Annotated in this window: 15 protein-coding genes; 7 read left to right on the top strand and 8 right to left on the bottom strand. The window is 68.5% G+C overall.

The window, feature by feature from the left end; translation table 11 throughout:
- The first annotated feature begins 274 nt into the window (after positions 1-274).
- From D7V97_RS46715 to D7V97_RS02165, 3 genes are read left to right on the top strand one after another with little or no spacing between them, the layout of a single operon-like run.
- A complete protein-coding gene (locus D7V97_RS46715; RefSeq protein ID WP_368668867.1) occupies positions 275-556 on the top strand; it encodes a transposase in 282 nt (93 codons plus the stop codon).
- Entirely contained in the window at positions 445-855 is a 411-nt protein-coding gene (locus D7V97_RS46710; RefSeq protein ID WP_368668865.1) for a transposase, read from the top strand. Before D7V97_RS46715 ends, D7V97_RS46710 begins: the two co-directional genes overlap by 112 nt.
- A gap of 44 nt (positions 856-899) precedes the next feature.
- Complete coding sequence (locus tag D7V97_RS02165) at positions 900-1,076, top strand: DUF3606 domain-containing protein (protein ID WP_120608903.1); 177 nt, start codon at positions 900-902, stop codon at positions 1,074-1,076.
- A gap of 298 nt (positions 1,077-1,374) precedes the next feature.
- Here the strand turns inward: D7V97_RS02165 and D7V97_RS02160 are convergent, their stop codons facing one another.
- The 3 genes from D7V97_RS02160 to D7V97_RS02150 all read right to left on the bottom strand — a co-directional run bounded on the left by D7V97_RS02160 (position 1,375) and on the right by D7V97_RS02150 (position 4,342).
- On the bottom strand, positions 1,375-1,581 hold the full coding sequence (locus D7V97_RS02160; protein WP_120608902.1) for a hypothetical protein: 207 nt from the start codon (positions 1,579-1,581) through the stop codon (positions 1,375-1,377).
- 238 nt (positions 1,582-1,819) lie between these two features.
- Positions 1,820-3,295, bottom strand: a complete 1,476-nt coding sequence (locus D7V97_RS02155; RefSeq protein ID WP_120608906.1) for an ELWxxDGT repeat protein — start codon at positions 3,293-3,295, stop codon at positions 1,820-1,822.
- Between the two features lie 174 nt (positions 3,296-3,469).
- The gene (locus D7V97_RS02150; RefSeq protein ID WP_120608901.1) at positions 3,470-4,342 is read right to left on the bottom strand and encodes an SDR family oxidoreductase; all 873 of its coding nucleotides are present in this window, start codon (positions 4,340-4,342) and stop codon (positions 3,470-3,472) included.
- A gap of 128 nt (positions 4,343-4,470) precedes the next feature.
- Here D7V97_RS02150 and D7V97_RS02145 point away from each other — a divergent pair, with 128 nt between their 5' ends.
- A complete protein-coding gene (locus tag D7V97_RS02145) occupies positions 4,471-5,193 on the top strand; it encodes a TetR/AcrR family transcriptional regulator (RefSeq protein WP_120608900.1) in 723 nt (240 codons plus the stop codon).
- A 22-nt stretch (positions 5,194-5,215) separates the two neighbouring features.
- Here the strand turns inward: D7V97_RS02145 and D7V97_RS02140 are convergent, their stop codons facing one another.
- The 3 genes from D7V97_RS02140 to D7V97_RS02130 are packed head-to-tail and all read right to left on the bottom strand — an operon-like array spanning position 5,216 to position 6,554.
- Positions 5,216-5,656, bottom strand: a complete 441-nt coding sequence (locus tag D7V97_RS02140) for a DoxX family protein (protein ID WP_120608899.1) — start codon at positions 5,654-5,656, stop codon at positions 5,216-5,218.
- Positions 5,657-5,658: 2 nt separating this feature from the next.
- Positions 5,659-6,225 carry an SRPBCC family protein gene (locus D7V97_RS02135; RefSeq protein ID WP_120608898.1) on the bottom strand — a complete coding sequence of 189 codons (567 nt, stop codon included), beginning with the start codon at positions 6,223-6,225 and terminating at the stop codon, positions 5,659-5,661.
- Entirely contained in the window at positions 6,222-6,554 is a 333-nt protein-coding gene (locus D7V97_RS02130) for a helix-turn-helix transcriptional regulator (RefSeq protein WP_120608897.1), read from the bottom strand. Before D7V97_RS02130 ends, D7V97_RS02135 begins: the two co-directional genes overlap by 4 nt.
- Positions 6,555-6,676: 122 nt before the next feature.
- Between D7V97_RS02130 and D7V97_RS02125 the strand changes: the two genes are divergently transcribed.
- A complete protein-coding gene (locus D7V97_RS02125; protein ID WP_147444652.1) occupies positions 6,677-7,975 on the top strand; it encodes a hypothetical protein in 1,299 nt (432 codons plus the stop codon).
- A 378-nt stretch (positions 7,976-8,353) separates the two neighbouring features.
- On the opposite strand, the gene D7V97_RS02120 is transcribed toward D7V97_RS02125, so the two are convergent.
- Together D7V97_RS02120 and D7V97_RS02115 are read right to left on the bottom strand one after the other, a co-directional pair.
- Entirely contained in the window at positions 8,354-9,319 is a 966-nt protein-coding gene (locus D7V97_RS02120) for a polysaccharide deacetylase family protein (protein ID WP_120608895.1), read from the bottom strand.
- A 37-nt stretch (positions 9,320-9,356) separates the two neighbouring features.
- On the bottom strand, positions 9,357-9,842 hold the full coding sequence (locus tag D7V97_RS02115; protein WP_120608894.1) for a DoxX family membrane protein: 486 nt from the start codon (positions 9,840-9,842) through the stop codon (positions 9,357-9,359).
- 96 nt (positions 9,843-9,938) lie between these two features.
- On the opposite strand from D7V97_RS02115, the gene D7V97_RS02110 reads away from it, so the two are divergent.
- Positions 9,939-10,892 (top strand): LysR family transcriptional regulator, encoded by a 954-nt coding sequence (locus D7V97_RS02110; protein WP_199728674.1) that lies wholly within the window; start codon positions 9,939-9,941, stop codon positions 10,890-10,892.
- A gap of 374 nt (positions 10,893-11,266) precedes the next feature.
- Positions 11,267-12,562 carry a hypothetical protein gene (locus D7V97_RS44470; protein WP_158623247.1) on the top strand — a complete coding sequence of 432 codons (1,296 nt, stop codon included), beginning with the start codon at positions 11,267-11,269 and terminating at the stop codon, positions 12,560-12,562.
- Positions 12,563-12,569 lie beyond the last annotated feature (7 nt).

Genomic DNA, 12,569 nt, shown 5'->3' with positions numbered 1-12,569 from the left:
GGTGGGAGTACCGGCAGAGGCGGCCGGAGGGGACCGTGCAAGTGGCGAGGGGTCTGTCCCTCCTGCGACGCGAAGCGCGCGCATGTGACGGCGGTGCACTTGGCAGAGCGGGTGCTGCCGCACGTGCCTTATCGACAGTGGACGCTGTCCTTTCCGCACCGGGTGCGATGGATGCTGCTCAAGGACGTGGGACTGCTCTCGGACGCCCTCACCGTTTTCCTGCGCGCGGTGTTCGCCCTTCCGCGCCGGAGGGCCCGGCGGCAGGGCCTGCGGGGTGGGGCAGGTCGGGGCCGTGTCGTTCATCCAGTTCTTCGGGTCGGCGTTGCAAGTGACGCCGCATTTCCACTCGCTGGTACCCGACGGCGCTTCGTGCCGCGGGAGTGTGGCGTGCGCTTCGAGGCGTTGCCGCCGCCCACGCAAGGTGAGGTGGAGCGACTGCTGCGAGTGGTGCGTCACCGGGTGCTGCGCCTTCTGGACAAAAGAGGGGCCCTCCCCGCACAAGGGCCCGAGGACGCGCTGCAGGCATGCCAAGCGCACTCGCTACAGCAGCGGCTGAGCTGGACGGAGGTGGCCGTCCGGAATCCTCCCAGCAAGCAACCCCGGTGCGCTTTCCTGGAGGGCTTCTCTCTGCATACCAACACGCACCTGCACGCGAACGACAGTCAGGGGATTGAGCGGCTGTGCCGCTATGGAGCAAGCGGAGCGTTGGTGCTGGAGCGTTTGTCACGAGCGGAAGCCGGCCGCATTGCCTATCGGATGAAGCGCCCGCTGCCGAACGGCACCACGCACCTGCTCTTCACCGGGCTGGATGCAAAGGACGGGACCTACCCCATGCGAGGTATGGTGCTGCTTTAAGTCCTCTCATAGACCTGCCTTCGCAATCTTTCGGAGGAAGTGCCATGAGCGATGATCTCAAGAATCGCGGTCCGGCGGACCGCTCGCGCGTCAACGTCAACGAGACTTGGGAGGTGAAGTATTGGTGCAACCAGTTCGGGTGCACGGAGGCGCAGTTGCGTGCTGCCGTCAATGCCGTGGGTGTGATGGCTGACGACGTGCGGCGGCGCCTGCTCAAGTAAAGCACGCTTGCCGCAGCATTTCGTACGAGTGAGGACCTGCTGCTCGTGGGCGCAAGGGCCCAAGGCCTGTTCTCCACTCCCGTAAGACTGTGTTCCCCCTCCTGATGGCTTTGTGTCAGGAGGGGGTGGAGTTCTGATTTCCCCTCACCAGATTCCGGCTGACGGCACCCAACGCAGTGCGCGCCATTCTGGAGCGCCTGTCACTGCCCCCGCAGCATTCCTTGCCGCCGTGAAGGCCTTCGTCGCCGAAAGCGGCTACCTGCCCTGACTCGCGACACGGGCAGTCAGGGCAGGAAATTCAATAGCAAGCGCAGTCGTTCTTGCTGACGCAGAAGCCAGACTGGAAGCCCAATTCGATGCAAGACTGGATGCAGGCATCACAGGTATACGCCAGGGGCCCCTGGGGTGCTGGCGTGGAGAAGGCCTGCGTGGCAGTGAATGACAAGGCAGAAGCCGCGACGAGGGCGAGCAACGTCTTTCCCGCCTCTTTCACCAGGTGAATCATGACAACCTCCTGAATGCGTTTGACAATGTTTCAGAACACCACCGCAAGGGCTGCGGCCTGGACGGTAGCCCTGCAAGGCGGAGCCGTCAAAGCGGCACAAGCCCGCCGCGGCCTGGAGGATGTCGACAAAGATGTCGCAGGGCGCCGTCAACTTGACCGGGCGCGGGATGTCTGGGATTGACGAGCCGCTGCCGTTGCGCCCGGAGCCCGCGGTGGGCCCCGGGGAACGGTGGTGCAGCTACCGGGCCTCGGCGCTCAGGGCGGGGCAGGTGACGTTGGCGGGCAGGGACCACAGGGCGTTGCCCGGGGGCCCGCCGTTGGCGACGAAGAAGATGCGGGTCCCAATCCTCAGGAACGAGGTCGGGTTCGAGCTCCCCATCGGCTGGAGGTCCGCGATGCGGCCCGTTCCGGCGGGCGTCCCATTCGTCACCCACGGCTCCTCGCCAGCGCTGTCGCCCGCGGAGCCGAAGATGAGCGTGCCCGAGCCGGAGTCGAAGAGCGTGGACCACCGCTCATCGGAGGTGCTCAGGCCCTCGCTGAGTCGCACCGTGCCCGCCGCCGTGCCGTCCGTCCCCCAGAGGTCCACCCGGCGCGGCGCGGGCCCCGGCGAGCCGATGGCCACCGACAGGTAGAGCTTGTTGCCCGCCGTCTTCGCGTCCTGGAGGTACGGCTGGGCACCCTCCTGGCCCGCGAAGGGATTGGCGAGCGTCGTCACGGTCGCCTTGCCGCCGCCCGCCAGTGACACGCGCGCCACCTTCAGCCGGTCATCCGTCGTGGGATACGACACGTAGACGTGGGAGCCGAGCACCCCGAGCAACCGCGCGTCGTGGCCGAAGGTCTCCAGCCGCACCGTGCCCGTCGCCGTGCCGTCCGTCTTCCAGATCTCCGTGTTGCCGCCCTCCACCAGCGCGAACACCGCGAAGGCGCCCTGCGAGCGCACGTCCCGCACCTGGGGCTCGCCCGCATCCAGCGAAATGAAGGCGTAGGTGCCCGCCGCCGTGCCATCGCTCCGCCAGACTCGCGTGCCGCCAGACACCGCGTCCTGGAGGATGAACACCCGCAGGCCGCTCGACAGCACGACGCTCGACGCGAGGGATGCCTGGGTCTCCAGGTCCAGCACCTGGACCGTCCCCGCGGCGGTGCCGTCCGACTTCCACAACAAGAGCCCGTTCGTCGCCGGCTCGCGGCGGAAGAAGCTCAGCGTGCCTCCCACCGACGCCAGCTCCGACAAGGACGTGCTCGCGGCCCCCGGTGTGAGGTCCGCGACGAGCCGCGTGCCCGCGCCCGTGCCGTCGGAGACCCACAGCTCCCGGCCGACCGTCGGATCATTGATGCTGAAGAAGAGCCGGTGGCCCACGGCGGTGAGTTCGCCCAGGTCCCGGTAGCCGCTGGTGCCATACGCGGGGAAGTCCTTCACGGGGACGGTGCCGGCCGTCGTGCCATCGCTCTTCCACAGGAGGGAGTGGTTCGGGAAGAGATCCACCGCGAAGTAGAGCGTGCCCTGCACGTTCGTCAGCCCGAAAGGCGACGGCTTCCAGGGCGGAAGGTCGGTCCCTGGCGGAAGCACATCCTTCACCTTGAAGGCCTTCCCGGGCGCGCACGCCTGGGCGTGCACCGTCGTGTCCTCCGGCGCCCCCTCCAGCAACTCGGGCTCCACGCCGCCACATCCCACCAACCCCACACCGAACAGGGCACACCAGGCCTTCACGCGCATGTCCACTCCCTCCATCCTCAAACCGACGGACGTTGGGGTGTCGAGCGGTGCCTGGGCACCGGCCCGGAAGGGCGTGTGGGTGCTGAATGGCAGACACCCCGGATGCTGCCACCCGGAGTCATTTGCAGCCAGGTGGCAGAAGTTTCACGGTAATGCGCTTCTGGCCGGAGCACTTCAGGCTGTTCGGCCCAGTGTTGCGGCCATCACCTCGCGCATGCTCGTCGGCGCGCGCCCGAGCAACTTCTCCAGCGTGGGATCGGTGGCCGCGAACTCTCCGTCGCGGCTCGCGCGGTAGAGGCCGAGCGAGATGGCGACCCCAGGCGCGGGCATGCCGGAGGCCGCGAGCTTCGCGCGCAGCTCGTCTTCCGCCACGGTGCTTCGACGGATGGGACGTCCCAGGACGCTCGAAGCGAGGTCGCACAGCGCTCCGAAGTCGAGCGCCTGCGCTGCCGTGAGCGGCGGCGTCGGCCCGTCGTACCGACCCTCGTTCTCCAGGATCACCGCTGCCGCCTCCGCGAGGTCCGCGTGGGTGGTCCAGGAGACCTTGCCGTCCGCGGGCGCTTCGAAGACTCCCTTTTGCAGGTCCTTCCCCAGCAGGAACATCGCGCTCGCGGCGTAGAAGCCGTTGCGGAGCGCGGTCCACGCCAGACCGGACTCGGCCAGCAGCTGCTCTGTCGCCGCATGGTCGCGCATCGGGGGAAACGCCGACGTACGGCTTGCCGCCATGTGACTCGTGTAGACGATGCGCCGCGCGCCAGCAGCCCGTGCGGCGTCGATGGCGGAGCGATGTTGGGCGAGGGGATCGCCGCCATACGCACCCGCGTTCGACGAGATGATCAGCACCTGGGACGCGCCCTCGAAGGCGTGCTCGAGGCTCTTCGGATCCGTGAAGTCGCCCCTGCGCACCCGGACGCCGCGCGCCGCCAGCTCCTGGGCCTTCTCCACGTCCCGGACACTGACGGCGACCCGGTCCACCGGGACGCGGGTGACGAGCTGCTCCACGATGAGACGGCCGAGCTGCCCTGTGGCTCCGGTCACGACGATCATTGGACGAACGCTCCTGGGATTATCGTCGGAAACAAATTTCCGATTCCATCGATAACGTAGCGACCGTTAACGCCGTTATCAAGTGGATGTTATCGGCGTTCCGGTGGCCCCGTGCTATCTGAAGCCCCATGAAGGACCGCGAGAAGTTCGCTGGGGATGACGCCGAGGGCCCGGATGTGCGCGAGCGCATCCTCGAGGCCGCCGCGGAGCTCATCTCCTCCGGAGGCCCCGATGCCGCGACCACGCGTGCCGTGGCCGCCGCAGCGGGTGTGCAGGCGCCGACCCTCTACCGGCTCTTCGGCGACAAGCGCGGCCTGCTCGCCGCCGTCATCGAGCACGTGCTGACGCGCTACGTGTCGAAGAAGTCCGCGCGCAAGCCGCACCCCGACCCGCTCCAGGACTTTCGCGATGGCTGGGACATGCACGTCGCGTTCGGCCTCAGCCATCCCGGGCTGTTCGCGATCATGAGCAGCGATCCGCAGCTCGCCTTGCAGCCTTCTGCCACCGGGGATGGGGAGGATGTGCTGCGGCGGCGCATCCGGAACATCGCGCTCGCGGGCCGGCTGCGGGTCAGTGAGGAGCGGGCCTTCGGCCTCGTGGTGTCGATGGGCACCGGCGCCGTGCTCACGCTCCTGCGCCAGCCCGAAGGACAACGCGACCTCGGGCTCTCAGATGCCGCGCGCGAGGCGGTCGTGGCCGCCATCACGGGCGAGGCGGCGACACCGGCGAACGCGGAGGTCCGCGCGGTGGCCGCGGCGCTGCGTGCCTCCCTGGACCGGACCCGTGTGCTCACGAAAGGCGAACGCCTGCTGTTGAGCGAGCTGCTCGAACGCATCGCGAACGCCGGGTGACGGAAGCTGCGGGCCGGTCCCTTCAGCCGAGCGCCGCGGATCCGGCCTGTGTCCTCACGGCCTGGCGTTCATGGGCGGCCTCGAGCGGCCGGGCCGTCGCCTGAAGACGGCGCCAGAAGAAGTACGAGAGCCCCCAGAGCACGCCCGTCATCACCGCCCAACCCCACGCCTCCGGGCCATCGCCCACCGCGACGTGGGCGATGAGCGCGGAGACGAGGGTGATGGCGAAGCCGGCGTAGGCCCACTCCTTGAGCCGCGCAGGCACCGGCGCGAGCAGCAGCACAATGCCGAGGAACTTGGCCCACGAGAGCTCCACCCGGAAGTATGCGGGGAAGCCGAGGTGGGTGAACGCCTCCGCCACCTGCGGCAGGCTCAGCTGCGCGTAGGCGGTGAAGCCCATCTGCAGGCAGAAGAGCGCGGTGACGATCCAGAAGCCGATGACGATTCCTTTGGAGCGGGGCATGTTCAGGTCCTGGGGCCAGAGGTCAAACCGTGGGTCTCAACGCCGAACTGCTGGGCGTACTCGGCGTTCAATCGCTGCCAGCCATCGAACTTCATGGCCTCGGGGCCGACGATGCGTCCGATGGGCTGACCGGCGAGGAGCTGATCCAACACATCGAAGCAGATGTGCCAGCCCGCGGCGCCCATCGCGATGTAGCCACGGGCGATGTTGTGCCAGAGCGTGAGCCGGGTGCCGCTGCCTCCCAGCGGCTCCAGCTCCCAGCGCATGTCGTTCCCACCCCAGCGATATTCGAGCGCCTTCTGCGCGTCCGCCCGCTTCACCTGGGTCTCGGAGACGAGCGGCGTCGGTGTTCCCACGGTGGAGAGCTTCGCGGTGCCCACGGCACCGAGGCTGCGGTCCGCGTCGAACGGAGCCCACTCGCGCAGATGCTCGGGTTCCGTCAGCGCCTTCCAGACCTTCGCGGGCGGATGGGGCAGGTCGCGGACGAGCACGAGCGTCCACTTCTCTGCCTCCTTCTGGATCCTGGCTCCGGCCGCGGGGCCGGGCGTGTACTTCGCACGGTGGCTCATCGCTTCTTTCCTTTGTTGGGGGGCAGGTCCATCTGATTGAGATGGCGTTCGAGCGCGTCGACGTGGGCCGTCCAGAAGCGCCGGAAGGGCGTCAGCCAGGCGTCCACCTCCATGAGCGGCTCGGGCCGGAGCCGGTAGACGCGCCGCTGGGCTTCGACGCGCACCTCCACGAAGCCGGCGTCGCGCAGCACGCGGAGGTGCTTGGACACGGAGGTCTGGGACATCCGCAGCTGGTGCTCGATCTCTCCGACGGAGCACTCCGACGACGCCAACAGACTGAGGATGGTCCGGCGGTTCGGCTCCGCGATGATCGCGAACGATGATTCCATGATGGCTATATGCCCATTGGTTCATATGCCCGTCAAGGCATATTTGAGGACTGGGGCGCCGTGGCTGGTGTGTGGGTCCAGGCATTCGAGCCCCGGGACGGTCGCCTCCAGGAACTATGCTCATGGGCATGTCCCTGGGCTTCGAAGTCGAGTTGAGCGTCAATGTGAGGACCCGGTCCGGAGGGGTCTTCGACGAATTGTACAAAGGCGTGACCCTGTTCAAGACCCAGGTACGACCTGGCGTGAACGCGGTCATCGAGACAGGCACGATGGGAGGTTCGTCGACACTGGAGCTTGTCTCCAACGTCGACATCAACCCCTACGGCTCCGCCTCCGCGTGGAAGGTCCAGGTCGACCAGATTGTGGCGCTCGTCGGGGCCCTGTCGCACTGCACGAGGCCGCAATCCATCGAGTCCTTCTTGAGGCAGACCCAGCCCGAACCGCTCAAGTTCTCCCCCAAGCGGACTTCCAAGGACGTCGACGCCCGCATGGGTGCCCAGGAGGCCTCCTTCTGGGATTGCCTCTGTTGTTGCTGGCCTTCGGAGGATCAACGGGTGACGGAAGTCCGGTCCGCCACGCTCCACTCCTCCGGCAAGGTCCTCTCAAGCGACTGCATCCAGGTGAACTTCTCCTCGAACCTGGACTACCTGGGCGACTGTCTTGTCAATGGCCGGCACCCCTTCGAAGCACTGTTGGAGGAAATGCATTTCAAGGTCGAGATGCAGGTCGTCAATGCCATCCAAGACCTGTTCCTGCGCAAGCAACTCGGCCGCAAGTACACCCGGCTGATGGCGTATCTGTTCCTGGTCCTGCACCGGCTGACGTTCGAACATCACAAGGGGGCGGGAAAGAACCGCTTCCTCTTCCTGCCGCGCTTCGACCTCCTGGACCTCCGCGAACGCTGCCTGAACGGCAAGGACCGACAGGTCCTGGAGGGCATGGCGCTCGAGGACATCGCCCAGCTCCGGCCCACGAAGGGGCACCTGCCACTGACAAGCTGCTTCAGCCCGGCGTATCAACAGGTGCAACGCGGCGGTCTCTCCCCGGTGCAGAACACGGTCGAGGAGTTCCTTCGTGCGGTCCTCCATGGAGACCTGGGGGGACTCGACCGGAAGGTGGTCACCGAACACGTCATGCGCGTCCCTGATTCGACCCTGCCCCGCTGGGTGGACGGGGCCGACAACATCGTCTTCGAGGGGCGGCTCGGTACCTGGACGCAGTTTGCCGGAGAGGACACCGACCTGGATGACCTGAGCCACCAGGGCATCCTGGATGCACTCAAGCAGGGCCTGACGTGCCTGGGCGACATCGTGACGGGGTACGACGTCGCTCCCATCACGGAAATGGTCTCACTGGACGTCTCCGACTCCAGCGAGAGTGATCACGACGGCCTGCTGATCTCCCTCCACGAGAGCCTCTGAGCCCTGACAGCAGGCGGCAGGGCGCACCTGCTACCTTCGCCCCATGACCGCGTTCATCCGTGGCGACGACGAAGCCTCCCGTGAGCTCGAAGCCGTCGAGCCCGACCGGGTGGGGGCACGCGAGGAGGCCCTGCTCCTCGGGCTCCGGACGCAGCCGGATGACGTGGCCCGGTGGCGGGAGTATGCGGAGGCGATCTCCGAGGCCCGGCCTGACCACGCCGCACGGATCCGGTCCGCCTGCGACAGGGGAGCCCCGAGCGGACTGGAAGGCGTCCTCGCGGCCCTGCTCGACACGCTGCCGGATGCGCTCCGGGCCCCTCCGTCCCTTCGTCGAGACGGCCAAGGAGCTCGCAGCGAAGGCAGTGTGAGCCTCGCGGGTCACGGTGCGGGGGACGTGGCCTGCTCCAGCGTCCAGCGTGCCAGGGCGTCCTTGCGCGCGAACCAGACCCCTGGCTGGCGCTGGGCATACCGGATGAACTCCTCCAGCACCTTCACGCGGCCCGGCCTGCCGGAGATGCGGTCGTGCATGCTGATGGACATCATCCTGCGGCGCTCGCCCGCCTCGGCGTACAGCGCGTCGAACTCGTTCTTCAGCTCGCTGGCGAACTGCTCGGCGGTGTAGTTGCGCGACTCGTAGTTGACGATGTCGTTCATGCCCAGCGTGTAGGGCACCACCGCGAAGGGCCTGCCCCGCACGTCCACGACGAAGGGCTCGTCCCGGCTCACGTCGTCAATGTGATACAGGAAGCCCAGGTCCTGGAGCAGCTCCAGCGTCCGGGGCGTGCCTCGCATCCAGAAGGCATTGAAGCCCACCGGCGTCTGCCCCGTGGCCCGCTGGATGACGCGCACGTTGGCCTCGTAGGAGGCGCGCTCCTCCTCGGGCGTCATGGAGAACTGGGGCGTCCATGTCTGTCCATGCGCGGCGGCCTCATGCCCGCGCTCGACGATCTCCTTCGCCAGCGCCGGGTGGCGCTCCACCGCCTGCCCCACCATGTGCGAGGTCACCTGGACGCCCCTCCGCCCGAGCATCTCCAGCAGGCGCGGGATGCCCTCCCTCACGCCGTACTCGTACCAGGTGGCGGCGGGCAGGTCCGGGTACTTCGCGTCGATGGGTGGGAACGGGCTGCTCGCGCCGCGCTCGGGCTGCGCGCCCGACTCGAATTGGAGGGACAGGGAGATGGCCAGCCGGGCGCCTCCCGGCCAGAAGCCCTTCTTCGCGGAGGCGGTCCGCGCCTTCCTGTCGCTCGGGGGGGCTTCGGGTGCGGCGGCGCTCGCGGCGCGTGACATCGCGAGGGCGCCACCGGCGAGGGCGCTGCGTGAGAGGAATTGGCGTCGGGTGCTCATGGAGGACTCCAGACAGGAAGGCGGTGGTTCGTGGAGGTCACGGCGCCGGGCGCGACGTCGTCGTCGCAATGACAGGCAGGCGCAGGCGATCCAAGGACAGCTTGTTGAAGCGCGCGGTGCCCAGCAGCGCGGAGTAGAGGCCGACGTAGAGCATCTGCACGCCCAGGGTCTCCCACTCGCCTCGGAGCGCCGTGCCGAAGACGAGGGCCAGCATCAGCAGTCCCCCCGCGGCGAGCACCTGTCGCGTCAGCAGCCCGACCAGCAGCAGCGCCCCCACCAGGGTCTCCGCGAAGGGCAGGCCCAGCGCGAAGGGGCGCACCAGCACCGCAGGCATCAACGAACCCGTGAACGCCTTCACCAGGCTGTCGGCGAAGGCGCCGGGGCCGCTCACCAGCCGTGTCACGCCGTGCAGCAGGATGTTGAGGCCCAGGGTGACGCGCAGCAGGGCGTAACCGGCCTCGCCGTCGGTGAGCCCGAACAGGTGCCCGGAAGTGGGGGGATTCTCAGTGGGAAGCGTTCGCATGGGTTCGACTCCTCCGGGGACGCGGTTCACGTCCCGAGGCCCTTGTCTTGCGCCCGGAGGCCGGGATTGGGAACGTGGCCCCGAGGAACGACGCCTGTGCCCCCGCGGAAAAGAACGAACCCCCTGCTCTTCGACGAGATGATGCCCCTGCACGCCTTCGTGCGGGCCGTGGAGGACGGCGGCTTCTCCGCGGCCGCGCGCCGGCTGGGCGTGACGCCTTCCGCGGTCAGCAAGCAGGTGGCCCACCTGGAGGCGCGCCTGGGTGCCCGGCTGCTCCGGCGGACCACGCACCACGTGAGCCTCACGGAGGCGGGCAGCGTCTTCTACCAGCACTGCCGCCGGGTGCTGGCGGAACTGGAGGACGCCACGCTGTCGGTGACGGCCCTGGATGCGCGGCCCCGGGGCCTGCTGCGCATCTCCGCGCCCGCGGTGCTCGGGGAGGTCCACGTCGGAGCCATGGCCGCCGCGTTCCAGGACGCCTTCCCCGATGTGCGCGTGGACCTGGACGCCAGCGACCGGCTGGTGGACCTGGTGGAGGAGGGCTTCGACGTGGCGATCCGCATCGCGGACACGCTGGAGGACAGCACGCTCGTGGTGCGGCGGCTCGCTCCGGAGCAGCGCCTCCTGTGCGCGAGCCCCGCCTATCTCCAGCGGCGCGGGACGCCACGCACCCCGGAGGACCTCGCGGACCATGACTGTCTTGTCTTCAAGCGCAGCCACGCTCCGCTGGAATGGCAGCTCGAAGGCCCCGGAGGACGGCGCGAGCTGCGCGTGTCCGGGCCCTTCCAGTCCAACAACAACCTGGTCCTGCGACACGCCGCGCTCCAGGGACGGGGCATCGCGAACCTGCCGGCGTACCTGGTGCTGGACGACCTGCGCGCGGGCTCGCTGGTGGCCCTGCTCCCGGAGACACCGGTGGTGGGACGCAGCATCTTCCTCGTCCATCCCCACCGCCGGCTCATCCCCGCGAAGGTGCGGGCCTTCGCGGAGTTCTGCCTTCACGCCTTCGAGCGCTTCCTGCCGCCCGCGCCGCGCCGGAACGGAGTGTAGGAGCATCTGCGAGCACCCGAGTCCACTGGCGAACGGCAGGCCCCTGGGGCCAGAATGCTCGCTTGCCTTCCCCCGGTGTGCGCGGCTCCGCACCCGGTTGCCTCGTGCCGTCAGGGGACCGCTCCCGGACCGCACGCGTCTTTCTTCTCCTGGGGGTTGTCATGCGCGTCCCTGTTGCGACCGTGGTTCTTCGTTCACACGTGCTGCGAACCGTGCTCGCCGCGGGGCTGCTCGGCGTCGCCGCCTGCACGGGCTCGACGGGCTCGGGTGGCTCCCAGGGCCCTGCGGGACCTCAGGGCCCACCGGGTGCCCAGGGCCCTCAAGGTCCCGAGGGCTCCGCGGGAGGGCCACAAGGTCCACAGGGGCTGAGCGCCTTGCTGCTCACCACGCCCGAGCCCGCGGGCGCCAACTGCGGCTTCGGCGGCGTCAAGTGGGAGACCGGCATCGACCGGAACAGCGACGGCGATCTGCTGGATGAAGGCGAGGTGAACGCGTCGGCCACGAAGTACCTCTGCAACGGCGCACCGGGGCCCAAGGGCGACACGGGCGCGGTGGGCGCGGTGGGCGCGGTGGGGCCCCAGGGTCCCAAGGGTGACACCGGCGACACGGGCGCGGTGGGCGCGGTGGGCGCGGTGGGCGCGGCGGGCCCGCAGGGTCTCAAGGGCGACACGGGCTCGCAGGGTCTCCAGGGTGAGTCCGGAGCGCTCGCGCTCGCCTACGGCGACGGCTCCGCGGGGGACTTCACCCTCTTCTCCGGCGCACAGACGCGGTCCTTCCAGGGCGGGAACTTCCCCCAGCCCGCTGGCGCCAACCTGATGTTCCACAACGTGACCATCGACAGCATGCTCATCGTGTCGAGTGGGACGACGATTCGCGCCACCGGCGACATCATCATCGGTTCGAGCGGCAGCATCGTCGTCATCCCCGACTCCCAGATCCAGACCCTCAACCCGTCGCAGAAGGGCATCGCCATGTCCGCCTCCTTCAACTACCTGGGGGGCAAGGGCCTGGACAAGGGGCGCACGTCATTGGTCTCCCGCGCCGACCTCCTGGGGGGCGGGAGCGGGTTCCGCTCGACGACGAACTCCGACATCCTCGGCGGCGACGGTGGCGGGCGGCTCATCCTCGCCGCCAAGGGCAACATCATCATCCGCGGCTACATCGACGCGAACGGTCGCCAGGGCATCAACAACAGCATTCCCACCATCAGCCGGCCCGCCGGAGCGCCGACCCCCGTGGCGGGCGGCGGTGGTGGTGGTGGCGGCGTCGTCAGCCTCATCTCCCGCGGCACCATCACCGTGGATACCAACGGCAGGATCTTCGCCAATGGAGGCAATGGAGCCCGTGGCTGGAATGGCTCCAGTCCGGTGGCGGGGCAGATGTACGGAGGAGGAGGTGGTGGCGGCGGTGGCATCATCCAGTTCCTCAGCGCGAACACGCCCGTCATCGTGAACCCCGTCAACGTCCAGGTGAACAGTGGCACCGAGGGCACGTCGGCCGTCTCTGGCACGGCCACCACGCTGGTCCAGACCGGCGGTGGCGGCGGCGCTTGCGCGGGCGATGGCGGAGAGGGCACGAAGTCCACGCTGAGCGCTGACGCCTCCAAGGCGGGCGCCACGGGAGACATCATCACCGTCAAGGCAGACCAGCCGGAGCTGCTCTTCTACTGAAACACAG

The organism is Corallococcus sp. CA053C, from assembly GCF_003611675.1.
Lineage (GTDB): Bacteria > Myxococcota > Myxococcia > Myxococcales > Myxococcaceae > Corallococcus.
The sequence above is the reverse complement of the archived record's forward strand: the minus strand, read 5'-3'. Positions and strand labels throughout refer to the sequence as shown.

What these genes read in the sequence shown, in the direction of transcription:
- D7V97_RS02160 (WP_120608902.1), bottom strand. Translation starts at nt 1,581, where the DNA reads ATGATTCACCTGGTGAAAGAGGCGGGAAAGACGTTGCTCGCCCTCGTC.
- D7V97_RS02145 (WP_120608900.1), top strand. Translation starts at nt 4,471, where the DNA reads ATGAAGGACCGCGAGAAGTTCGCTGGGGATGACGCCGAGGGCCCGGAT.
- D7V97_RS02155 (WP_120608906.1), bottom strand. Translation starts at nt 3,295, where the DNA reads ATGCGCGTGAAGGCCTGGTGTGCCCTGTTCGGTGTGGGGTTGGTGGGA.
- D7V97_RS02115 (WP_120608894.1), bottom strand. Translation starts at nt 9,842, where the DNA reads ATGCGAACGCTTCCCACTGAGAATCCCCCCACTTCCGGGCACCTGTTC.
- D7V97_RS02135 (WP_120608898.1), bottom strand. Translation starts at nt 6,225, where the DNA reads ATGAGCCACCGTGCGAAGTACACGCCCGGCCCCGCGGCCGGAGCCAGG.
- D7V97_RS02120 (WP_120608895.1), bottom strand. Translation starts at nt 9,319, where the DNA reads ATGAGCACCCGACGCCAATTCCTCTCACGCAGCGCCCTCGCCGGTGGC.
- D7V97_RS02165 (WP_120608903.1), top strand. Translation starts at nt 900, where the DNA reads ATGAGCGATGATCTCAAGAATCGCGGTCCGGCGGACCGCTCGCGCGTC.
- D7V97_RS02140 (WP_120608899.1), bottom strand. Translation starts at nt 5,656, where the DNA reads ATGCCCCGCTCCAAAGGAATCGTCATCGGCTTCTGGATCGTCACCGCG.
- D7V97_RS02130 (WP_120608897.1), bottom strand. Translation starts at nt 6,554, where the DNA reads ATGGAATCATCGTTCGCGATCATCGCGGAGCCGAACCGCCGGACCATC.
- D7V97_RS02150 (WP_120608901.1), bottom strand. Translation starts at nt 4,342, where the DNA reads ATGATCGTCGTGACCGGAGCCACAGGGCAGCTCGGCCGTCTCATCGTG.
- D7V97_RS02125 (WP_147444652.1), top strand. Translation starts at nt 6,677, where the DNA reads ATGGGCATGTCCCTGGGCTTCGAAGTCGAGTTGAGCGTCAATGTGAGG.